The organism is Mesorhizobium sp. M0991, from assembly GCF_040318915.1.
GTDB lineage: Bacteria > Pseudomonadota > Alphaproteobacteria > Rhizobiales > Rhizobiaceae > Mesorhizobium.
The window spans coordinates 297,089-317,269 of the sequence record NZ_JAMYNE010000001.1 but is presented as its reverse complement, the minus strand read 5'-3'; the positions used below and the strand labels follow the sequence as shown (position 1 = coordinate 317,269).

The 20,181-nt window shown below is 62.4% G+C and carries 22 protein-coding genes and 1 tRNA gene; 10 read left to right on the top strand and 13 right to left on the bottom strand.

All coding sequences use genetic code 11. The features are described from left to right. Window positions 1-3: 3 nt before the first annotated feature. Window positions 4-837 carry an SMP-30/gluconolactonase/LRE family protein gene (locus NKH70_RS01590; protein WP_352911958.1) on the top strand — a complete coding sequence of 278 codons (834 nt, stop codon included), beginning with the start codon at window positions 4-6 and terminating at the stop codon, window positions 835-837. 31 nt (window positions 838-868) lie between these two features. Here the strand turns inward: NKH70_RS01590 and NKH70_RS01585 are convergent, their stop codons facing one another. Continuing rightward, on the bottom strand, window positions 869-1,210 hold the full coding sequence (locus NKH70_RS01585) for a hypothetical protein (RefSeq protein WP_352911955.1): 342 nt from the start codon (window positions 1,208-1,210) through the stop codon (window positions 869-871). Window positions 1,211-1,377: 167 nt separating this feature from the next. After that, window positions 1,378-1,545 (bottom strand): hypothetical protein, encoded by a 168-nt coding sequence (locus tag NKH70_RS01580; protein ID WP_352977126.1) that lies wholly within the window; start codon window positions 1,543-1,545, stop codon window positions 1,378-1,380. Between the two features lie 99 nt (window positions 1,546-1,644). Here NKH70_RS01580 and NKH70_RS01575 point away from each other — a divergent pair, with 99 nt between their 5' ends. Further along, a complete protein-coding gene (locus NKH70_RS01575; protein WP_353016089.1) occupies window positions 1,645-2,313 on the top strand; it encodes a DUF3606 domain-containing protein in 669 nt (222 codons plus the stop codon). A 32-nt stretch (window positions 2,314-2,345) separates the two neighbouring features. On the opposite strand, the gene NKH70_RS01570 is transcribed toward NKH70_RS01575, so the two are convergent. Next, complete coding sequence (locus NKH70_RS01570; RefSeq protein ID WP_352911949.1) at window positions 2,346-2,894, bottom strand: DNA-3-methyladenine glycosylase; 549 nt, start codon at window positions 2,892-2,894, stop codon at window positions 2,346-2,348. A 236-nt stretch (window positions 2,895-3,130) separates the two neighbouring features. On the opposite strand from NKH70_RS01570, the gene NKH70_RS01565 reads away from it, so the two are divergent. Both NKH70_RS01565 and NKH70_RS01560 read left to right on the top strand, forming a co-directional pair. After that, window positions 3,131-3,649: a metallophosphoesterase gene (locus NKH70_RS01565; protein WP_352911947.1), complete on the top strand. Its 519-nt coding sequence runs from the start codon at window positions 3,131-3,133 to the stop codon at window positions 3,647-3,649. A gap of 72 nt (window positions 3,650-3,721) precedes the next feature. After that, on the top strand, window positions 3,722-4,036 hold the full coding sequence (locus tag NKH70_RS01560; protein WP_352912223.1) for a hypothetical protein: 315 nt from the start codon (window positions 3,722-3,724) through the stop codon (window positions 4,034-4,036). 101 nt (window positions 4,037-4,137) lie between these two features. Here NKH70_RS01560 and NKH70_RS01555 read toward each other — a convergent pair whose 3' ends face one another. The 4 genes from NKH70_RS01555 to NKH70_RS01540 form a co-directional block, all read right to left on the bottom strand. Further along, entirely contained in the window at window positions 4,138-4,371 is a 234-nt protein-coding gene (locus NKH70_RS01555; protein ID WP_023720474.1) for a hypothetical protein, read from the bottom strand. Between the two features lie 37 nt (window positions 4,372-4,408). Beyond that, window positions 4,409-4,618: a hypothetical protein gene (locus tag NKH70_RS01550; protein ID WP_353024779.1), complete on the bottom strand. Its 210-nt coding sequence runs from the start codon at window positions 4,616-4,618 to the stop codon at window positions 4,409-4,411. A 291-nt stretch (window positions 4,619-4,909) separates the two neighbouring features. Then, on the bottom strand, window positions 4,910-5,899 hold the full coding sequence (locus NKH70_RS01545) for a DUF2332 domain-containing protein (protein WP_352977124.1): 990 nt from the start codon (window positions 5,897-5,899) through the stop codon (window positions 4,910-4,912). Window positions 5,900-6,155: 256 nt separating this feature from the next. Next, window positions 6,156-6,232, bottom strand: a tRNA-Arg gene (locus NKH70_RS01540). A gap of 219 nt (window positions 6,233-6,451) precedes the next feature. Between NKH70_RS01540 and hsdR the strand changes: the two genes are divergently transcribed. The 3 genes from hsdR to NKH70_RS01525 are packed head-to-tail and all read left to right on the top strand — an operon-like array spanning window position 6,452 to window position 12,084. Then, the gene (gene hsdR / locus NKH70_RS01535; RefSeq protein ID WP_353024778.1) at window positions 6,452-8,896 is read left to right on the top strand and encodes an EcoAI/FtnUII family type I restriction enzme subunit R; all 2,445 of its coding nucleotides are present in this window, start codon (window positions 6,452-6,454) and stop codon (window positions 8,894-8,896) included. A gap of 3 nt (window positions 8,897-8,899) precedes the next feature. Further along, window positions 8,900-10,354 (top strand): type I restriction-modification system subunit M, encoded by a 1,455-nt coding sequence (locus tag NKH70_RS01530; RefSeq protein ID WP_352977123.1) that lies wholly within the window; start codon window positions 8,900-8,902, stop codon window positions 10,352-10,354. Then, window positions 10,351-12,084, top strand: coding sequence for a restriction endonuclease subunit S (locus NKH70_RS01525; protein ID WP_352911938.1), 1,734 nt, complete (start codon window positions 10,351-10,353; stop codon window positions 12,082-12,084). Before NKH70_RS01530 ends, NKH70_RS01525 begins: the two co-directional genes overlap by 4 nt. A 319-nt stretch (window positions 12,085-12,403) precedes the next feature. On the opposite strand, the gene NKH70_RS01520 is transcribed toward NKH70_RS01525, so the two are convergent. After that, window positions 12,404-13,324, bottom strand: coding sequence for a zinc-binding dehydrogenase (locus NKH70_RS01520; protein WP_352911936.1), 921 nt, complete (start codon window positions 13,322-13,324; stop codon window positions 12,404-12,406). A gap of 165 nt (window positions 13,325-13,489) precedes the next feature. Here NKH70_RS01520 and NKH70_RS01515 point away from each other — a divergent pair, with 165 nt between their 5' ends. Then, window positions 13,490-14,299, top strand: coding sequence for an AraC family transcriptional regulator (locus NKH70_RS01515; protein WP_352911933.1), 810 nt, complete (start codon window positions 13,490-13,492; stop codon window positions 14,297-14,299). 37 nt (window positions 14,300-14,336) lie between these two features. Here NKH70_RS01515 and NKH70_RS01510 read toward each other — a convergent pair whose 3' ends face one another. Beyond that, window positions 14,337-15,230: a D-alanyl-D-alanine carboxypeptidase family protein gene (locus NKH70_RS01510; RefSeq protein WP_353024777.1), complete on the bottom strand. Its 894-nt coding sequence runs from the start codon at window positions 15,228-15,230 to the stop codon at window positions 14,337-14,339. Window positions 15,231-15,467: 237 nt separating this feature from the next. On the opposite strand from NKH70_RS01510, the gene NKH70_RS01505 reads away from it, so the two are divergent. After that, window positions 15,468-16,574, top strand: coding sequence for a hypothetical protein (locus NKH70_RS01505; protein WP_352911928.1), 1,107 nt, complete (start codon window positions 15,468-15,470; stop codon window positions 16,572-16,574). A 76-nt stretch (window positions 16,575-16,650) separates the two neighbouring features. Next, a complete protein-coding gene (locus NKH70_RS01500) occupies window positions 16,651-17,271 on the top strand; it encodes a nucleoside triphosphate hydrolase (protein ID WP_352911926.1) in 621 nt (206 codons plus the stop codon). 43 nt (window positions 17,272-17,314) lie between these two features. Here the strand turns inward: NKH70_RS01500 and NKH70_RS01495 are convergent, their stop codons facing one another. From NKH70_RS01495 to NKH70_RS01480, 4 genes are all read right to left on the bottom strand, one after another. Then, window positions 17,315-17,623, bottom strand: coding sequence for a hypothetical protein (locus NKH70_RS01495; protein ID WP_353024776.1), 309 nt, complete (start codon window positions 17,621-17,623; stop codon window positions 17,315-17,317). A 121-nt stretch (window positions 17,624-17,744) separates the two neighbouring features. Then, on the bottom strand, window positions 17,745-18,449 hold the full coding sequence (locus NKH70_RS01490) for a glutathione S-transferase family protein (protein WP_353024775.1): 705 nt from the start codon (window positions 18,447-18,449) through the stop codon (window positions 17,745-17,747). Window positions 18,450-18,584: 135 nt separating this feature from the next. Then, complete coding sequence (locus tag NKH70_RS01485) at window positions 18,585-19,793, bottom strand: beta-ketoacyl-[acyl-carrier-protein] synthase family protein (protein WP_352467770.1); 1,209 nt, start codon at window positions 19,791-19,793, stop codon at window positions 18,585-18,587. Between the two features lie 4 nt (window positions 19,794-19,797). Beyond that, window positions 19,798-20,052: an acyl carrier protein gene (locus NKH70_RS01480; RefSeq protein ID WP_023677013.1), complete on the bottom strand. Its 255-nt coding sequence runs from the start codon at window positions 20,050-20,052 to the stop codon at window positions 19,798-19,800. Window positions 20,053-20,181 lie beyond the last annotated feature (129 nt).

The window sequence follows — 20,181 nt, the reverse complement described above, 5'->3', positions numbered from 1 at the left end:
CGCATGGCAAAGCCGTTGCTCGAAATGTCGGCCGCGAAGGTCTTCTTCGATGGCATCTTCACCAGCCCGCGCGTCGCCCATCCGGAAGGCGTGGCCATCCATCGCGACGGCTCGATCTGGTGCGGCACCGAAACCGGCGACCTGCTGCGCCTCGCCGCCGATGGCAGCTCGGTCGAACGCATGGGCGGCACGGATGGCTTTCTGCTCGGTATAGCCTTCGATAGCGCGGGAAACTGTTTTGCCTGCGATTTGAGACATTCGGCGATCTTTCGCTGGAATGCCGCGACGGCTGATATGACGCGCTTCGCTTCGGCCGGCATTCGCGTGCCGAACTATCCCGTGATCGACGAGGCGCGCGGCTGGCTCTACGTTTCCGACAGCGTAGGCGAAGACAACCGCTCCGGCATCTTCCGCTATGATTTGAAGACCGGCGAAGGCGGCCTGTGGTGCAGCGAGGCCATGGCCTTCGCCAACGGCATGGCGATGGCGCCGGGTGGGAATGGGCTTTACGTCGTGGAAAGCCATGCGGCCTGCGTCAGCTATGTGCCGATCCGTGCCGACGGCACGGCAGGACCTCGCCGGCTCGTCGTGGACGGCGTGAACAACGTCCCCGATGGCGTCGCCTTGGCGCCGGACGGTTCGCTGTTCATCTCGTGCTACGAGCCGAGCCGCATCTATCGTTGGCGACCGGATAGCGGGCTCGAGGTGCTGATCGAGGATCCGGCGGCAACGACGCTCGCCCATCCCACCAATATCGCCTTCAAGGGCGACAAGCTCTACACCGCAAATCTCGGCCGCTGGCACATTACCGAAATCGATTTGAGGGCGATTTCCTAGATCGGGCCGAACCGGGCAGCGGTCGCCAGGGCTATCGGAGCTGGCCGTGACTGGAGCGGATGCGCAACACCTGCACCCTCGACGGCAGCTCGATCAGGAACTCTTCGTCCCGCTCCAGATGGTGGATTTTTGTCGGATCGCCGCCGGTGAACGCCGCCATCGCCTCGACGTTTTCCCAATAGGAAATCGTCACGAATTCCGAATGGGTCGGCGTGTCCTCGCGAAAGGTCTGCACGCCCAGGGCCTTCTGGGTCAGCGGCTTGATGCCGGCTTCGTAATTGTAACTCTCATAGGCATCCGCCTTTTCAGGCACGGTTCTGCCGCGCCAGATACGAGCGATGGTCGGGGTTTTCTCCGTAGTTTTCTCTGTCATGGCCAACGAATTCCTGCTGGTTTGATTGGTCCGCGGCGTTCGGGCAAGGCCAGCCAAGGAACGCATCTCCCCGGCTGGCAGCCTGGTATCCAGCTGCCAGAGCTTTCATCCTCCCCGGCCGACGTAGCTCGCGCTGCCCCAAGCCTCCTTGCCGGCCGGCAGGAGACCTACTCCTGATCCTCGGCGTCTGCTCCGTGGAAGAAGGACCGGATTTCCTGCATGTCGACGCTGCCGTCACCGTCCTCATCGACGGCGTTGAATATCCGCCCGACGAAATCCTGGACTTCGCTCTGAGAAAGCGCGCCATCGCCGTCCGCATCTACTATGGCGAACATCATTCGCATCCTCGCGCCATGCATCCCGCGTCCAACGCCACCGCGGCCTCCCATCTCCCAACCTCGATCAGGCGGGCCCATCCTGTAGTCGCGATGCCAGTGACCTCGCCGTTCTGCCCGGGGCGCGCGATCTTCTTGCATTCTCTCCTCCAGCATCTCAGTCATCATCTGCCGCATCATATCGCGCATGGCATCCTGCCCGTTCACTGCGGGCGACTGTTCGGCGCCACGATCCGGCGCCGGCGCCGCGGGCGGGCTCGTCTGGCCGAATGCCGGCGCGGCCAACAAAGCCAGCGCCGCTGCAATTACAGTGGTTTTGCTTGCGAGCATCATCGTAATCTCCATCGGTATGAATTGGTGGCTGCTGCATCCAAGCCAAACCGGCTGCTCGCCTCATGGTTCCTGGTCAGTCGCCCGACGGCGCAAAAGTCCGCCTGGTCGCGGCAACGAAAGCCGCTTGCCCACGTTGCCAGTGATGCGAAGCTCCACCAGGAGGAAAAAATGGCTGACGATAAGAGCAAGCGAGATTTCCGCGACCGCGATCGCATTGCTGCGGAAGACGAACGTGAGGTCGAGTATTTTGCCCAACAGAACGGCATCACCGCCGACCAGGTCCGCCAGCTGATCAAGAGCTTCGGCAATGATCGCGGGCGCCTGATCGAAGCCGCGAAGGCGTTGCGAGGGATTTCACCTGCCGGAGCCGACGAGGTGACCAGCGAAGCCCGCCAACAGAGAACGCCTATGCATCTCGGCAAACCCGACGAGTGATGCCAGGCAGCTACTCTGCCGCTGCCGCAGCGTCAGAACTTGCGGCTCAAATAATCCGAGCCGCGCAGGCCGAACCGCCACTCTGCATCGACAGCCTTGGAAATGCCGATCCGGCGGCCTGTAAGAACGGCGCTGGCGTCGCCCGGCCGCCTGAATTCGAATGGCGGCACGTCCAGCGGCAGCCCGTCATGGGATTTGTCGATTGCCAGCGCCTGGCAAAGGCGACCCGGTCCCGAACAAAGCAGCCGGGGATCGTCAAGGCCGCGATTGGCCCGCATCACCTCCAGCCCGGATTGCGGTTCGATTGCGCGGATAAGCACGGCACTGCCGGGCAGGCAGACGGCATTGAGGCACCAATGCAGGCCATAGGAGCGATAGACATAGGCGCTGCCTGGGGCGCCGAACATGGCGCCGTTGCGCACCGTCCTGCCACCGAAAGCATGCGAAGCCGGGTCATCCGAACGATAGGCTTCGGTCTCGACGATGATGCCGCCAACGCCATGCAAGAGCAGCGTGGCGCCAATCATGTCGCGCGCGACGATGGTGGCGTCACGGGCAAAGAATTGATGGGTCGTGGTCACTGTGCAGCAGACTCGATCGCGCCTGAACCTGACGCGACAACAAGGTCCCGGACCGGATGCAAAATGTCCAGCCACTGCGCCGCTGAACTTGCGTGCGATATTCAGCGGAGCATAAACCACCAGTTCCTTCCAGGAACAACCGGCGACCGGGCAGGTTGGGCCAGGCATCGGGGAAGGCGAGATGGACTTGGTGCGCCACGCGCCCAGATGCGCGGCAGTTCGAAACACTCCAGCGCATGATCTACTTCACCGCCGACACGCATTTCAGCGACCCGCGCATTCTGCGCATCGATCGTCGTCCGTTCGGCTCGCTGGCGGAACATGACCGGGCGCTCATTGCGTTCTGGAACGAGACTGTCGGGCCGGACGACGAGGTCTGGCACTTGGGCGATTTTGCCAGGGGATCGGCCGCATTCGTGTCGTCGCTTCTGTCGTCTCTTCATGGCAGCAAGCATTTGATCATCGGCAACAACGATGCTGTGGCCACCATCGACGCCACGGGTTGGGCGAGCACGCAGCACTACAAGGAGCTGACGCTCGACGGCAGCCTGCTGATCCTTTGCCACTACCCTTTTCGCACCTGGAACCAGATCGGCAGGAAATCGATCGATCTGCATGGCCATTCCCACGGCAGGCTGACCCCCGTCACGCGTCAGTATGACGTCGGCGTCGACAACTGGGATTTTCGTCCGGTCACGCTGACCACCATCCTTGCCAGCCGAGGCCGAAGGACGGCTCGGACAAAACCCGGCTGAAGGCGGCTGGCCGCTACCGGAACCTCCGCGGGGCTGAGGCGTTCGAAATTGCAAGGCGTAGAGGCAACGGCAATGGCTCAGAAGATCACGACAGGCGCGAACGACCGGCCGCGCAATGAAACCATCGGCCAATCCGGCGAAGGCCTGCCGGACGACAGCAGCAGGCCGCTCGAGGTCGACGAAGGCTGGGTCGCCCGGCCGAGGAACAAGCTGCAGGGCAAGCCCCGGCAAGCCGGCCAAACCAACACGGACGAAGTTCGCGCAGGCACTCCAGGCGCCGGCGAGAATATTTGTCGCCGCTGTGCAGGGTCAGGCATGATCGACGGCCGCACCTGCCCCGAATGCGGCGGAACCGGCAAGGTGACGACGCCGATTGGCGGAGGCTGAGCAATTCCAGGAAAAGTGTGGAACGGTTTTCCGTCCGGAATTGCGTAAAACAAAAAGATAGGCCGGTTCTGCGTTTCCGGCGAAACGATGAACAGCGCCGGTCAGATCGCCGGCACCCACTTCCAGAACACGCCTTCCTTGCGTTCCGGGTAGTGCTTGAAGTCGCATTCGAAGCGCCAGCCGTAGTTCTTCGCGGCGGCAAGCGCTTCCTTGCTGACCGGGTTCATGCCGGTTCCCGGCGCAAACCAGTCCTCCAGCAGATCGTCGGGGATATAGGCGCCGATCCTCAAGGGCAGCTGTTCGAGGACGACATCCATTTCAGGTGGTGCAGGCACGGGGCGCTCCTTTGAAACCTACCCGCGAAGAAGTCGTTCAACGCCAAGCGGGTTCATTCTTCTGTTCGTAGTCCTGGAACGCCTTCTGGAGGCCGCCTATCACCTCCGCAGACGTCTCGAACATCGCCTTCAGCTGCGGCGAATCGACCTTCTCGATGTCCTCGCGAAGGTGCTGCTTCACCTCCTCCAACTTTTTCTGCATTTTCTGCGTGTGGTGGCGCGGATCGCGGTCGGCAGCGCTTGTCATGATCAAATCTCCAATTTGGTTCTCTCTGGAGAACTCGCCGGGCTCTGAGGATCGCCAGGCGGGGTTTGCAGCGTAAACGGCTTGCCGATAGCTGTGGTTCCCGACTGTGGAGCGGTCTTCGTACGCCTCAGCGCGCCGTTCTCTTTCTCAGCCGTCCGGTAGAGGCGGCGACAAGGAAAGTCGGAGAGGTCGCTTCCAATGAATTCGAGACGCGAGCCGTCGAAACGAGCATAGATGAAGCTGAGAACTGATGGCGCCTCTGGCCAAGGACGGTAATCCACTACCTATAGCCTACGCCTCGTCCGCGATCCATTCGAGCGAGGCACCATGCGGGTCAGTCCAAGCTACAGGGGAGCCGTTCGCAGATAGGAGGAAGCGGCCGGGCGGCCAGCTTGTTCCGGCGCGTGTGGCGATGGACGGAAAGACGCGTGGGAACTCGTTCGATATCCAATAAGGAGAGAGACGCATCGCCTGCTCGGCGAAAGCTTCTCTGTCACCAGGGTCGGAGACATAGTCGAGGACGGCTGTGTGAAAGATGACGAGTGTAGCGTCGTTTGGCGCTTCGTTGCAGAGTCGCACGAGGTCGCTCCCGCGCAGGTCGCCCTTCACCACCCGAGGCTTGACTGTGGCAGCGATCTTTAGGGCCGCCCGCAGATTGGCGAGCCGTGCTGTCTGTTCCGGCCAGACCAGTGTCTCTAGCCATGCGACTTGCGAGTCGTCCGAAGCATCTATCGGGCTCAGGTCCAATCCCGCCCGCCAGACGACTTGCGGCAAGGCCGTCGGCAATGGCGTTGTTTCGCTGGCGAAGCAGCGGAAGACAGGCGGCTCCAAGGCCATCGCCGGTGCGGGGATCACCTTGCGTCCGTAGTCATAGCCATAGAGGTCGGGCATGAGGCAGAGCCCTGCGGAGGTCCCGACCTCGATGAGGGCCAGCGGCTGCGGCAAACGCGCCAGGAGGGGGAGCAGGGTGGCGCACCTTCCCGGCTCGTTGGTTTGCGTTGAGCGCTCGAGCATGAGCGAGCGGATGGCGTCGGGATTAGCCTGAAGCGCCTGGCGAAACTCGGTCCACCCTGTCGGCGTGCCGAACAGGTGACGCACCGCTGCAAGTAGAAGGTTCGGTTGCCGCTTTAGGTCCGGAAGGGTCGACAGGAAACCGAGCGTCTCCCGATCCCCAGTGACTGCCCGAGCCAACTCCTCGTAGAGCGGCGAGCGACCGCGAGCTTCCGTATCGGCGAAGCGAATATATCGGGCTGAGATCTCGGCCAAGCCCTCCTCGTCCATATCCGCTGATCCTCGGTCCCGACGTCTCATCACAGTACACGATCCACGGATCTGATTGGAGCCAGGCCCGGCGTTTTTACACAAGCTTGACCCCCGCGAACTTCCCGTGGTCGCCTACTTAACCGTTGCGCTAGGAGGTTGTGCGCAATCCAAAATCTGGGGAACTGTCCCTAATTGGTGTCTCACCCAGGGGTGCGGTCCACCATGTCTCCGGTATAAACCGTAACCTATGTGTCCGGGCCGTACACTTGAAAGTTGGCGCACCCGACAGGATTCGAACCTGTGACCTCTGCCTTCGGAGGGCAGCGCTCTATCCAGCTGAGCTACGGGTGCCTTCAGGATCGGTGATCCCAAAAACGAACCAGCCGGTGAACCGGCCAGCCACGGCTTCTTAGCGGAAGCAGGCGCCGGCTTCAACGGGCAAGTCGAGTTTAGGCGAATTCCGAAGGCCCCCGCAAAGTGGCTTTAAGCAGCTCGCTAGCCGATGTGTTGAACTGCACCCTTGATCGGAGTGAGCTTACCCCATAGAGCCAAGTTGGGGGGACATCACTGATGGACAAACGAAGCCTCACCGAACGCGACATCTGCACGAAATTCATCTTGCCTGCCGTCAAGCGCGCTGGATGGGACGAGATGATGCAGGTTCGGGAGGAGGTCTATTTCACCAAGGGCCGGATCATCGTGCGCGGGAAGCTGGTGACTCGCGGCAAGGCGAAAAAGGCCGACTTCGTTCTCTACTATAAGCCGAACATCCCCATCGCGTTGATCGAAGCGAAGGACAACAACCACGGCGTTGGCGATGGTATCCAGCAGGGCCTCGACTACGCCGCGACGCTGGACATCCCCTTCGTCTTTTCCTCAAACGGCGACGGTTTCGTCTTTCACGACCGCACGGGCCAGAGCGACACCAAGGAGGCGAACCTCGGCCTCGACGCCTTTCCGTCGCCCGCCAATCTTTGGGCACGCTATCGCGCCTGGAAGGGCCTCAGCCCGGAAGCAGAACAGATCGTGCTTCAGGATTATTTCGACGACGGTAGCGGCAAAGCCCCCCGTTATTATCAGGTAAACGCCGTCAACGCCGCGATCGAGGCCATCGCCAAGGGTCGCGACCGCGTGCTGCTCGTCATGGCGACGGGGACGGGCAAGACCTACACGGCGTTTCAGATCATCTGGCGTCTGTGGAAGGCGGGTCGTAAGAAACGCATACTCTTCCTCGCCGACCGCAACGTGTTGATCGACCAGACGATGGTGAACGACTTTCGCCCGTTCGGCGCGTCGATGGCGAAGCTTTCGACGAATGCAAAGACGATCGAGCGGCAGGACGGCACCACGGTCGATCTGACACTGGCGCTCGACAGGAAGCGGCGCATCGACACCGCCTTCGAGGTCTATCTCGGTCTCTATCAGGCCATCACCGGGCCGGAGGAGCGCCAGAAACTCTACAAGGAGTTCTCGCCCGGCTTCTTCGATCTGATCGTAATCGACGAATGCCATCGTGGCAGCGCGGCCGAGGATTCCGCATGGCGCGAAATCCTTACCCACTTTTCCGGTGCAACGCAGATCGGCCTAACAGCCACGCCGAAAGAAACGGAATACGTTTCAAACGCCGATTATTTCGGCGAGCCAATCTTCACCTATTCATTGCGCCAGGGCATCAGTGACGGCTTCCTTGCACCCTACAAAGTCATCAAGGTCCACATCGATCGCGACGTTGAGGGCTATCGCCCGGAACTTGGGCAACTCGACCGAGATGGTAACGAAGTCGAGGATCGAATCTATAACGCTAAGGATTTCGACCGGACGCTGGTTCTTGACGACCGCACTTTGCTTACCGCCAAGAAGGTCACCGAATTTCTAAAGGAAACCGGCGACCGCTTCCAGAAAACCATCGTGTTCTGCGTTGACCGGGAGCACGCAGCGCGTATGCGACAGGCACTCATCAACGAGAACAAGGATCTTTGCGACGAGAACCACCGATATGTCTTGCGGATCACCGGCGGTGACAGCGATGGCCAGGACCAGCTCGGCAATTTCCTTGACCCGGAATCGAAGTATCCCGTTCTAGTCACGACCTCGCGGCTTTTGTCGACTGGGGTTGACGCGCAGACCTGTCGGCTAATCGTGCTCGATCGCACGGTAGGGTCGATGACCGAGTTCAAGCAAATCGTCGGGCGTGGCACCCGCGTTCACGAGGACACCAAAAAATTCTACTTCACGCTGATCGACTTCCGTGGCGCAACCTCACATTTCGCAGATCCGGAGTTCGATGGCGATCCGGTGCAGATTTATGAGCCCAGCGAAGACGATCCGATCACGCCGCCCGACGATTCTGCAGTCGGTTTTGGTGAAATTGATCAAGCGCCATACGAACCGGGCGAAGACGAAACCATAGTCGATCAGCCGGGCTTTCCGCTATCGCCGGGAAACCAGGTGCGCAAGATTTACGTGGACGGCGTCGGCGCCCGCATCGTCGCCGAGCGCGTCGAATATCTTGACGAGAACGGCAAGCTCGTCACCGAAAGCTTGCGCGATTTCACTAAGACGGCGTTGAAGAAGCGTTTCGCCAGTCTCGACGATTTCCTCAGACGCTGGAAATCTGCCGAACGCAAACACGCGATCGTTGAGGAACTAGAAGCCGAGGGCCTGGCGCTTGACGCCATCGCGGATGAACTGGGCAAGAACCTCGATCCCTTCGATCTGATCTGCCACGTGGCATTCGACAAGAAACTTTTGACACGCCGCGAGCGTGCCGAAAACGTCAAGAAGCGCGACGTATTCACCAAATACGGGCCACAAGCCCGCGCCGTGCTCGATGCGCTGCTCGAAAAATATCGCGACGAGGGCGTAATCAATCTCGACGACGCCAACGTGCTGAAGGTGACGCCCTTCACTGCGATGGGCAGCGTCGTCCAACTAATCAAGGCGTTCGGCGGCAAGGAAGGCTTTGAAAAGGCCGTCCACGAAATGCAGGATGCCCTTTACCAGGAGATCGCATAGCCAATGATTGTCCGCACCACTGTCAAATCCATCCAGGACATCATGCGCCAGGATGTTGGCGTTGATGGCGACGCGCAGCGCATCAGCCAGTTGTGTTGGATGTTCTTCCTCAAGATCATCGACGATCAGGATCAAGAACTTGAACTGACTAAGGACGGCTACCACTCGCCGATTCCGGAAAAACTCCAGTGGCGCAACTGGGCGGCCGACCCAGAAGGCATCACCGGGCAAGCTATGCTCGATTTTATCAATGATGAACTTTTCCCTGCATTGAAAGGCTTGCAGCTCACTGGAAAACCGGGCGACCGGCGCCGCGTAGTGCGCGACGTGTTCGAGGACGCGTACAATTACATGAAATCCGGACACCTCATCCGGCAGGTCTTAAACAAGATCAATGAGGTTGATTTCAATAATCTCGACGAGCGGCGGCACTTCGGCGAGTTCTATGAGCAGTTGCTGAATGATCTTCAATCGGCAGGCAATGCCGGCGAATATTATACACCGCGCGCCGTGACTGCCTTCATGGTTGATCGCATTGACCCGCGCCCAGGAGAAACGCTGTTCGATCCCGCTTGCGGCACGGGTGGCTTTCTCACCTGCGCTATTCGTCACATGGAAAAAGGCCACGTCCGCACGCCCGCGCAGCGTGAGACGATGCAGGGCGCCTTGCGGGCGGTGGAGAAGAAGCAACTTCCGCACATGCTCTGCGTCACCAACATGCTGCTGCACGGCATCGAAGACCCGAGCTTCGTGCGCCATGACAACACGCTAGCCCGGCCGCTGATTTCATGGAGCAAGGACGAGCGCGTTGATATCGTCGTCACCAATCCTCCCTTTGGCGGGCGCGAGGAGGACGGCATCGAAAACAACTTTCCGACCTTTCGCACCAAGGAAACGGCCGACCTATTCCTCGCGCTCATCGTGCGGCTGCTGAAGGCCGACGGCCGCGCCGCCGTGGTGCTGCCCGACGGCACCCTGTTCGGCGAGGGCGTCAAGACGCGGCTCAAGGAACATCTGATGGAGGAGTGCACCCTCCACACCATCGTTCGCCTGCCTAACTCCGTGTTCAAACCCTATGCCTCGATCGGCACTAACCTCCTGTTCTTCGAAAAGGGCGCGCCGACCAAGCACGTCTGGTTCTACGAACACCGCGTGCCGGAAGGTCAAAAAGCCTATTCCATGACCAAACCGATCCGACTGGAGCATTTTCAGGGCTGCATCGATTGGTGGGGCGGCAAGGAGCGGAAGGGCCGCGAAGAAACACCGCAGGCGTGGAAAGTGAGCGCCGAGGATATCAAAGCGCGCGGCTACAATCTCGACATCAAGAACCCGCACAGTGTTGCCGACGATCACGGCGACCCGGAAACGCTGCTGGCGGCTCTAGCCAAGGCCGAGGCCGAGACGGCGGGCTTGCGTGACCATTTGAAGGCGATACTCGCTGAGGCGCTCGCCCGATGAATGCTGAACGCCTGTTGGTGCATTATGAACAGATTGCCGACGCACCGGACGCCATTGCGAGGTTGCGCCGCTTCATTCTCGATCTGGCGGTACGCGGCAAGGTCGTGCCGCAGGACGCGAGCGACGAGCCGGCGTCGGAATTGCTGAAGCGGATCGCGAAGGAGAAGGCGCGGCTCGTAAAGGCGGGAGAGATCAGGAAGCCGAAGACACTTCCCGTCGTGGATGAACCGCCGTTCGATTTACCGCAGAACTGGCGCTGGACGCGCATCCGCGAAATTGCCAGCGATCGAGGTCAGGAGATCCCGAAAGGGACATTCACTTACATCGACGTGACGGCCATCGACAAAGAGGCCGGTGTCGTCGCTGACCCGAAGGTGCTAGCGGCCAGCGAGGCCCCAAGCAGGGCACGCAAGGTCACACGGAAGGGCGACGTGATCTATTCTTGCGTTCGCCCATACTTGTTGAACGTCGCTGTCATAGAGGCCGAATTCAGCCCGGAGCCGATTGCGAGCACTGCCTTTGCAGTCCTGAACGGGCACGGCTTTGTGCTGCCGCGTTATCTCTGGATAGTGCTTCGTAGCCCGTTCATGGTGGAGTGCGTTGAGGAGAAACAACGCGGGCAGGCCTATCCGGCGATCAATGACGCGGATTTCGCAATCCTACCCTTTCCCCTCCCGCCATTCGCCGAACAACACCGCATCGTCGCCAAGGTCGATGAATTGATGACGCTGTGCGACCGGCTGGAAGCGGCGCGGGCGGGCCGCGAGCAGGTGCGCGACCGGCTGGCGGCGGCGAGCCTCGCCCGCCTCAACGCGCCCGATGCCGAGACATATCAAGATGACGCCCGCTTCGCCCTCGACGCTCTGCCCGCGCTGACCACGCGCCCCGACCAGATCAAGGCCCTGCGCCAGACCATCCTCAACCTCGCCGTGCGCGGCAAACTCGTGCCGCAGGATGCGACCGACGAACCGGCGTCGGAACTGTTGAAGCGCATCGCGAAGGAGCGCGCCGGGTTGCTTAAAGCGGGATACCCGAACCCGGATGAGGCGCGCACCCAGATTAAGAAGTTGGCCGAGCAGTCCGTTCCAGACGGGTTGGAGACACTTCCCAACGGTTGGGCATGGGCAACCCTTCTGCAATGTTCGGGGCTCGTCATCGACTGCAAGAACAAGACTGCGCCCTATGCTAGTTCAGGGATTCGTTTGATACGAACGACGAATGTTCGCGATGGCCGGATGAACTTGAACGACCAGAAGTATGTCGATCAACGGACATATGAAATCTGGAGCGCCCGTTGCACGCCTGAGCCCGGCGACATTCTCATCACGCGCGAAGCTCCTATGGGCGAGGTCTGCCTCATTCCTTCGGGCGAACAAATCTGCCTCGGGCAGCGCATGATGCTTGCGCGTTTGGTGCCCGACACGATTGATCGCAATTTCATGATCTACTCGCTTCGCGATCCAAAGCTGATGGATCGTGTTCAGGATAAGCCGATCGGCGCAACGGTGCAGCACCTGCGCGTGGGCGGCGTCGAGACCTTGCTTGTTCCCCTCCCGCCGCTCGCCGAACAACACCGCATCGTCGCCAAGGTCGATTCATTGATGGCTCTGTGCGAGCAGCTCGAGGCGAGCCTCACCGCCGCCGAGACCACCAGTCGCCGCCTGCTCGACGCGCTGCTGACCGAGGCGCTGGCGCCGGTCGACGCGCGGGAACTGGAGGCGGCGGAATGACGCTCCTGATCGAATATCACAGCCGATCTTTCCCCAGCGTATACAATTTGGCACGCATCGGAACTCTCAGCACATCATGGGATGAACATCTTCAACGCACTGATGCCTTTGCTGGGCTGGACCCCCCGAGAAGGGGACGGTCAGCTACTTCCTCGGGATGACACTTTGCAAGCTGTTCTCATCACGGCTATTGAACACACCGGTAGTCTGTTCAACCTCCGGCACAGCGCCGATTTGACGACGATGGCGCGGAACGCCGAATCGACCTCGATCGTCCCGCCGTGCCCGAAACGCAGCTTGGTCCGGCGCCACCGCCTGCTCATTCGGTCAGGGTGAGGACGGCCTTGCCGCTGATGCTGCGCTGCCGCAGCGCGTCCAGAGCCCGGCCGACGTCCCGCCACGGCACGGTCAGGACCACGCGCGTTTCGAGCCGGCCGGCAGCGATCAGCGCGAGCAGCGAGGCGATATCGGCGCCGACCTGCGGACCGGAAGTGTAGTAGGCGAAGGTCTGAAGCCGCGCGCCCTCGTGACCCGGCACGAACTGGCGGAAGCCGATGGGCGTGAGTTCGCCGCTGCTCGAGCCGAACATGACGACGGTCCCGCCAGGCGCCACCCGTTCGATGGCGTGGGCGAGGCTATCGCCGCCGACCGACTCGGTAATCAGCGAGAACAGTCCTTCGGCGAGCTCGATCGACTCCACGACCCGCTCGGCTCCCAGGCCGCGGAGATCTTCGGTATGCCGGGCGGCGGCGACCGCCACCACCGACGCGCCCTGCTGGCGGGCGATCTGGATCTGGAAACGGCCGACCGCGCCGCTTGCGCCGGTAATCAGGACCCGCTGGCCGGCAAGGTCTCCGCCGTGGCGCAGGGTCCGCAGCGCGGTCGTGCCGGCGACCGGAACGGTGGCGGCGGCGACGAAGCTGACGCCGTCCGGCAGGACGGCAAGGTGGTCGGTTGGAACGGCGACACGCACGGCCCACCCGGCCTCGTCGACCAGCGCCGCAACCCGGGCGCCGACGGCCGGCCCGGAGCCATCGGCCGCCGCGCGCTCGACAATTCCGGCGACGTCCTGGCCAGGCACCCAGCCATTCGGGCGGATGTTGAGCAGGCGCAGTTCGCCGCGGTTCAGCGAGACTGCCCGGACTGAAACCAGCGCCTCGTGCGGGGCGGGCTCGGGCTCGCCAAGCTCGGCGAACCTCAACCCGGTGGCGCTGTCGGAAGATGTGACTAAGCCGAGCATGGTTCGTACCTTCCTGCTGCCTGGCGGACGCCAGCCTGTTTTCGTGCGCCGGGCCAGGAAGCACGCCTGCATGCTCCTGAGTTACTCATCCGGTGGCCTAAATTATCGACTTTCCTGGTTGAGTAATTTAGATATCTTGGCACTTGATCGCTAAAATCAGTCAAAATGAGACAGCCTCTTCGCTTCCCCTGGCCGAATTTCGATCCGGATGACGTCCTCGCCCCGGCAATCGCCGTGCGCGTTGACGTTACCGAAACCAGGGCGGAGGTGCCCGACCACCGCCACCGCAAAGGCCAACTCGTCTTCGCGCTCGGCGGGGGCGTCACATGTCGCGTCCCCAGCGGCCTGTGGATGGTGCCGCCGCATTGCGCGGTGTGGATTCCCGGCGACATGGAGCACAGCAATATCGCGACCGCCAATGCCCGGATTTTCTTCGTCTATATCGAGCCGGGAGCTGCCGACCTGCCGGACCGGTGCTGCACACTGTCGATCTCGCCGTTGCTGCGTGAGCTCATCATCGAGCTGGCCGATCGCGGTGAGGACGAGGACGCCAGGAGCGAGCTCCTGACCAGGGTTCTGCTCGCCGAACTGCCGCGTATGCCTGTCCAGCAGCTACATTTGCCGATCTCGTCCGAGCCGCGCTTGAGGCGCATCGCCGCAGCGTTGGCGGAAGATACTGCCGACCGCAGCACCTTGGCGCAATGGGCCAGTCGCGTCGCGCTCAGCGAGAGCAGTCTCGCACGTCTCGTGGTAAAGGAGACAGGGCTGACCTTCGGGCGCTGGCGCCAGCAATTGCACCTGATCGTCGCATTGCGCGAGCTGGCCTCCGGCGCGAGCGTGCAGCAGGTTTCGGCCGATCTCGGTTACGAGTCGGTCACCGCCTTCATCACCATGTTCAAGAAAGCGCTTGGCAAGCCGCCGGCAAAGTATCTCAGCGGTATCGCGCAAAACGGCGGTTCGGCGTTTGTCGCCTGATGAGCGCCCTGATCCGCCGCCCGCCGGACGTCAGCCCTCACTGCTGCTCGGCATACAGCAGCCGCGTCGTCGCATTCGCCATCCCCGTCGACAGGCTGCGCTGGATCAGCGCCTCGACATGGTCGTTGCGCTGGCGCGCGCTGTCGGCGCCCATCACCACGATGATCAGCCTGTGCCCGTCCGCATTATAGGAGGTAACGATGTTGAAGCCGGAAGCCCTGATGTAGCCGGTCTTGATGCCGTCGACGCCGCGCACCCGGCCGAGCATGTCGTTGTGGCCGCGCACCAGCCTGCCGCGAAACATGAAGTCGCTTTCGGAGAAATAGTGGAAATGCTGCGGGAAGCGGGCGTGCAGCGCCATGCCGAGCACCGCCATGTCGCGCGCGCTCGTGTGCTGGTCGCCGTCCGGCAGGCCCGAGGCGTTGCGGAAAACGGTGCTGCTCATGCCGATCTGGCGCGCCTTGGCGGTCATCATGCCGGCGAACGCCTCTTCGCTGCCGCCGAGATATTCGGCAACGGCGACCGCCACGTCATTGGCCGATTTGACGACGATGGCGCGGATCGCCGAATCGACGTCGATCGTCTCGCCGCGCCTGAACCGCAGCTTGGTCGGCGGCTGCCGGGCGGCGTTGTCCGACACCGGAATTTGCGTCTCCTTGCTGATGCGGCCCTGGTCCAGCGCCTCGAACAGAAGGTACAGCGTCATCATCTTGGTCAGTGACGCCGGATAACGCGGCGCCGTCGAATTGACCTCGAACAGCGTCTTGCCGGTGCCGGCATCGATGACCATGGCGGCATATTTCTGCGGCGGCGCCGGCACCGCCAGCACGCTGTCGGGCGGCGCCACCGTCGTGCAGCCGGCGGCAACCAGCAGCAGCGCCAGCACAGCGACGCATTTGTGAATGAGCGAAAAGAAGCGGAAGGCGGACAAGTCAGTTCCGAAGGCAGGCTGTTTCTGAGACGAGGCGAAGCTATCTTAACGCAAAGGCACAGTCCATTTGGTTAATATCGGTCGGTGCCTGGATTGGTGCCCTGTCCACAGGCCGACGTGGCGCGGTCTGATGTGAATTGCCGGCCACCGCGCTTGCGCAACCGGCGGCGAGTGGGCTTTGCTGGCGCCGGCAGAATCGGGCCGCCAGTATCGGGCCGGGAGAATCGGTAGGTGCACATGGATACGGTCACGATCACGGCAAAGGGCATTTCGGTATCGGTCGATCTGGCCGTCGGCCATCTCGCCGACATGGCGATCGAGATCGATGGCCGTCGGCTGAAGCCGCTGCATCGCGCACCCTGGGTCGGCGAGCCGCGCGAGACGCTGCCGAAAGACCTGCCTGAAGGGACGGTCCACCTGTCGGGCGATTTCCTGTGCGCGCCGTTCTCGACCAGCGACGTCGAAGCGGCACCTTTGCATGGCTGGCCGGCCAATAGTCGCTGGGACGTCGTCGATAGCGCAGCAACGGCCGATGGCTGGCGCGCCGTCTTCCGTCTGCAGCGCCCGGTCATGGGCGCAACCGTCGACAAGATCCTGACCTTGCGCAACGATCATCCCCTTCTCTATCAGGAGCACGTCTTTTCCGGCGGCGCCGGCGCCATTCCCGTCGCCCACCACCCGATGACGGTGATGAAGGCCGGCGGCAAGCTGGCGTTCTCGGCGAAGCGCTTTGCCGCAACGCCGAACGAGGCGCCTGAGCCCGATCCGGCCCGCGGCCGCTCTTTGCTCGCCTACCCGGCGCGCAGCGCCGACCTGACGCGCTTTCCCGCCGCCGATGGCGGCACGATCGACCTGACCACCTATCGCATGGACCAGGAGCGTGAGGATTTCGTCACGCTGGTCGAGGCCGATCATGGCGGGCCGGGCTGGACGGCGCTGGCGCGCCAGGCGGAAGCCGATCTCGTGCTGGTGCTGAAGAACCCGGCCGAATTGCCGGTCACCATGCTGTGGGTCAGCAATGGCGGGCGCGATTATGCGCCATGGAGTGGCCGCCATCGCGGCGTGCTCGGCATCGAGGACGGCCGCACCGCCGTCGGCCACGCCGCATCGCTCGGCGACAATTGGCTGAAGCGCGAAGGCGTGGCGACCGCCTTTGCCCTTTCTGAAGGGCGCAGCTTTTCGTTCCGCCATGTCATCGGCGCACTGCCATGGCCATCCGGCGAGCCGCCGCGCGACGTCACGACCTCGCCGGGCCGCATGCGCATCCTGGCCGCCGATGATGCGGTGCGCGACATCGGCTTCGACAGCGATTTCCTGCGGATCGGCCAATCCAGGCCCGATTGAAGGCCTGGCACAATCCGGCGTTTGAAATTTCCGAAAACTGCCGCCAAAATGCGCCAGAACCAACGTAAGGGGGCCAATGTCCGAGATCGCCCATATCGCTGCTGCCATTTTCAAGCGCGCCGGCAGGGCGCCGCGCTTCGTCGTTGCCATTGCCGGTCCGCCCGGCGCCGGCAAATCGACATTGTCGGCAGGGTTGCACGACTTGCTGCCGGAAGGCACGGCGGAAGTCGTGCCGATGGACGGCTTCCATTACGACGATGTCGTGCTCGAGCGGCGCGGCCTTCGCGCGCGAAAAGGTGCCCCGGAAACCTTTGATTTTGCCGGCTTCGAAACGCTGCTGAAGCGCATCCGCGCCGGCGAGCCGGATATCGCCATCCCGGTCTTCGACCGCAGCATGGAGCTGTCGCGCGCCGCCGCTGCGATCATCGCCGCCGAGACCAAATTCATCCTGGTTGAAGGCAATTATCTGCTGCTCGACGAAGAGCCATGGACGCGGCTGGCGCCGCTGTTCGACTTCTCGATCTTTGTCGATGTGCCGCGCGCCGAGCTCGAGCGCCGGCTGCTGGAGCGATGGCACGAGCACGGCCGGTCCGACGAGGACGCGCGCGCCTGGATCGTTTCCAACGACATGCCGAACATCGATCGCGTGCTTGCCCGTCGGCGGCCCGCCGACCTGGTGGTCGGTGAGCAGGCCTGATCTGTAAGGACTGTTCGGCCGGAACCTTAACACTTTCAGGCCGTTATCCCGGACACGGCAATCGTGCCGCATGAGGGAACAGTTCGATGGAAACCATGGCAAGAAAGCCTGCGCCCGCCAAGGGCAGGGCAACACGATCAAAAGCAACCCGAGCGAAAACCAGCGCCGGCCGGGCAGCGGCGACGCGTTCCAAGGATGCGGCAAAGCCCAGCTTTGGCAAGGCAGCGCCGAAAAAGGTGATGCCTGCTGCGAGCAAGGCCGCAGCTCCCAAAGCCGCCAGCCCTAAAAAGCCGGTAAGCAGCAGCGCATCGATCGCAGGCAGCGCAATGCGCACCGTCAAAACGACGGCCAACGTCGCCGCTGGTGCCGTGCTTGCGACCGCCAAAGGTGCGGCGTCGCTTGCCGCTTCCGTAGTCGGCAAGAGCTCGAAACGCCGGACCAAGGCAAAATAGCCGGTCCAGTCAGGCTTTCGATCAGGCTCTGGCCGGAATGGTGAGGCCCCTCTGCACCGCCGGCCGGGCAAGGCCGCGCTCCAGCCATGCGCCCACGCTGGGGAAGTCGTCGAAACCGACGAGTTCCCGTGCCTCGTAAAAACTGATCAGATTGCGCACCCATCCAAGCATCGAAATGTCGGCGATGGTGTAGTCGTCGCCCATGATCCAGCTGCGGCGCTTGAGCCTCGTTTCGAGGACGCCGATCAGCCGTCGCGACTCGTCGCGATAACGTTCCAGCGGGCGCTTGTCGGCGATTTCGCGCCCGGCGAATTTGTGGAAGAAACCGACTTGGCCGAACATCGGCCCGACCGAAGCCATCTGGAAGAACACCCACTGGATCGTCTCGTAACGCAGCGTTGCGTCTGCCGGAACCAGCTTGCCGGTCTTGTCGCTGAGGTAGAGCAGGATGGCGCCGGATTCGAACAAGCCGATCGGCTTGCCGCCCGGGCCGTTCGGATCGATCATCGCCGGTATCTTGCCGTTCGGGTTCAAAGACAGGAATTCCGGGGTCCAGCTCTCGTTCTTGCCGATGTCGACGGCATGCGGCTCGTACGGCAGGCCAAGTTCCTCCAGCGCGATCGATATCTTCACCCCGTTCGGCGTCGGAAACGAATAAAGCTGGATGCGGTCGGGGTGGCTCGCCGGCCAGCGCGTGGCGATCGGAAACGCGGACAGATCGGTCATCGAAACTCCTGGTCGGGGACCGCGCCGAGCGGCACGGTCATGGCGGGTCGCAGAGAGTTAGGCGCGACGCCTGGCGCGATCAATATGCGCATGGAAAGTTTCACGGCCCCGGTGAAGGGCCCGCAAGGCGTGCGGTCACACGGCCTTGACCGCCAGCACCGCATTGGTGCCGCCGAAGGCGAAGCTGTTGCTGATCGCGGTGCGCACGGTGCGTTCGCGCGCCACGTTCGGCGTGATGTCGAGATCGCAGTCGGCGTCGGCTTCCCGATAGTTGGCCGTCGGCGGCACGATGCCTTCGCGGATCGCCATCACGCAGGCGATCATTTCCAGCGCGCCGGATGCGCCGAGGCAGTGGGCGTGCATCGATTTGGTCGAGGAGATAGAAAGCTTGTAGGCATGGCCGCCGAAGACACGCTTGATCGCCGCTGTCTCAATCTGGTCGTTGGCCTTGGTGCCGGTGCCATGCGCGTTGAGATAGTCGACGTCCTCGGGATTGAGCCCGGCATCGACGAGGCAGAAGCGCATCGCCGCCTCAGGCCCTTCGATAGTTGGCGCGACGATGTCGGAGGCGTCGGCGGAAAGGCCGACGCCGGCGATTTCGGCAAGGATGGCGGCGCCGCGCGCCATGGCATGCTCATACGTTTCCAGCACCACCATGCCGGCGCCTTCGCCGAGCACGAGCCCTTGGCGGTCGGCCGAAAACGGCCGGCAGGTGTCCGGCGACAGTACCCGCAGGGCCTCCCAGCCCTTGAGGATGCCCCAGACCAGCGGCGCATCGGTGCCGCCGGCGACCATGACATCGGCCCGGCCGAGCCTGATCTGATCGACCGCCGAGGCAATGGCGTGGTTGGATGACGAGCAGGCAGAGGTGATGCCGAACACCGGCCCGCGCAGACCAAGATTCATGCTGACGTGGCCGGCGGCTGCGCCCGGCATTACTTTCGGTACGGTGAAGATGCCGGCGCGGTTCTTGCCTTCGAGCAGGATGGCGCGATAGTTCTCTTCGATTGCCTCCCAGCCGCAGACGCCGACGCCGACGATGGTGCCCATCCGGTAGGTGTTGGCCGCGTGCGGGTTCAATCCCGCCTGCTGTGCCGCCTCCCGCGCGGCGATCGTCGCCAGAAGGCTGAAGCGGTCCATCGACACGACCTGCTTGCGGTCGATGCCGTGCTCGGGAAGCGCCTTGATTTCGCAGCCGACCTTGACCTTCAGATCATGCAGCAGCGGATTGTCGATCGCGCCGATTGCCGAACGGCCGGCGCGCATCTCATTCCAGATTGCCGGTGCATTGGTGCCGAGGCCGCATAATCCGCCGATGCCCGTGATGACGATGCGCTTGTGCATTCGGTCAGGCTTTTTTCGCGATCAGCGCGCGAACCGCCTCGACCATGTCGCCGACATTCTTCAGATTGCTCCAGGCATCGACCGTGTTCATCTCGATTTCGATGCCATACTCTTCCTCGAGATCGAAGATGATTTCCGTCAGTTCCAGCGAATGGATGCCAAGGGCGGTCAGTTCGGTACTGGTGGTGATTTCCTCGCCGCCCGGCTCGGCATGAGCCTTGATCTTGGCGATGATATCGTTTGCCAGCTGGTCAGCCATTCGGTTTCTTCCCCAACTCTGTCGTTTCCCGACGCCAACTGATCAGCGCCCCTTTTGTCCTCGATTACGTCGTCATCGTCGCCTTTTACCCCCGCCGGGCGCCGGTGACCGTACCAAGGTGGCTCCCTC

Coding starts and splice junctions, on each gene's coding strand:
- NKH70_RS01590 (WP_352911958.1), top strand. CDS start 4: ATGGCAAAGCCGTTGCTCGAAATGTCGGCCGCGAAGGTCTTCTTCGAT.
- NKH70_RS01585 (WP_352911955.1), bottom strand. CDS start 1,210: ATGACAGAGAAAACTACGGAGAAAACCCCGACCATCGCTCGTATCTGG.
- NKH70_RS01580 (WP_352977126.1), bottom strand. CDS start 1,545: ATGTTCGCCATAGTAGATGCGGACGGCGATGGCGCGCTTTCTCAGAGC.
- NKH70_RS01565 (WP_352911947.1), top strand. CDS start 3,131: ATGATCTACTTCACCGCCGACACGCATTTCAGCGACCCGCGCATTCTG.
- NKH70_RS01560 (WP_352912223.1), top strand. CDS start 3,722: ATGGCTCAGAAGATCACGACAGGCGCGAACGACCGGCCGCGCAATGAA.
- NKH70_RS01550 (WP_353024779.1), bottom strand. CDS start 4,618: ATGACAAGCGCTGCCGACCGCGATCCGCGCCACCACACGCAGAAAATG.
- NKH70_RS01545 (WP_352977124.1), bottom strand. CDS start 5,899: ATGGACGAGGAGGGCTTGGCCGAGATCTCAGCCCGATATATTCGCTTC.
- hsdR (WP_353024778.1), top strand. CDS start 6,452: ATGGACAAACGAAGCCTCACCGAACGCGACATCTGCACGAAATTCATC.
- NKH70_RS01530 (WP_352977123.1), top strand. CDS start 8,900: ATGATTGTCCGCACCACTGTCAAATCCATCCAGGACATCATGCGCCAG.
- NKH70_RS01525 (WP_352911938.1), top strand. CDS start 10,351: ATGAATGCTGAACGCCTGTTGGTGCATTATGAACAGATTGCCGACGCA.
- NKH70_RS01520 (WP_352911936.1), bottom strand. CDS start 13,324: ATGCTCGGCTTAGTCACATCTTCCGACAGCGCCACCGGGTTGAGGTTC.
- NKH70_RS01515 (WP_352911933.1), top strand. CDS start 13,490: ATGAGACAGCCTCTTCGCTTCCCCTGGCCGAATTTCGATCCGGATGAC.
- NKH70_RS01505 (WP_352911928.1), top strand. CDS start 15,468: ATGGATACGGTCACGATCACGGCAAAGGGCATTTCGGTATCGGTCGAT.
- NKH70_RS01500 (WP_352911926.1), top strand. CDS start 16,651: ATGTCCGAGATCGCCCATATCGCTGCTGCCATTTTCAAGCGCGCCGGC.
- NKH70_RS01490 (WP_353024775.1), bottom strand. CDS start 18,449: ATGACCGATCTGTCCGCGTTTCCGATCGCCACGCGCTGGCCGGCGAGC.
- NKH70_RS01485 (WP_352467770.1), bottom strand. CDS start 19,793: ATGCACAAGCGCATCGTCATCACGGGCATCGGCGGATTATGCGGCCTC.
- NKH70_RS01480 (WP_023677013.1), bottom strand. CDS start 20,052: ATGGCTGACCAGCTGGCAAACGATATCATCGCCAAGATCAAGGCTCAT.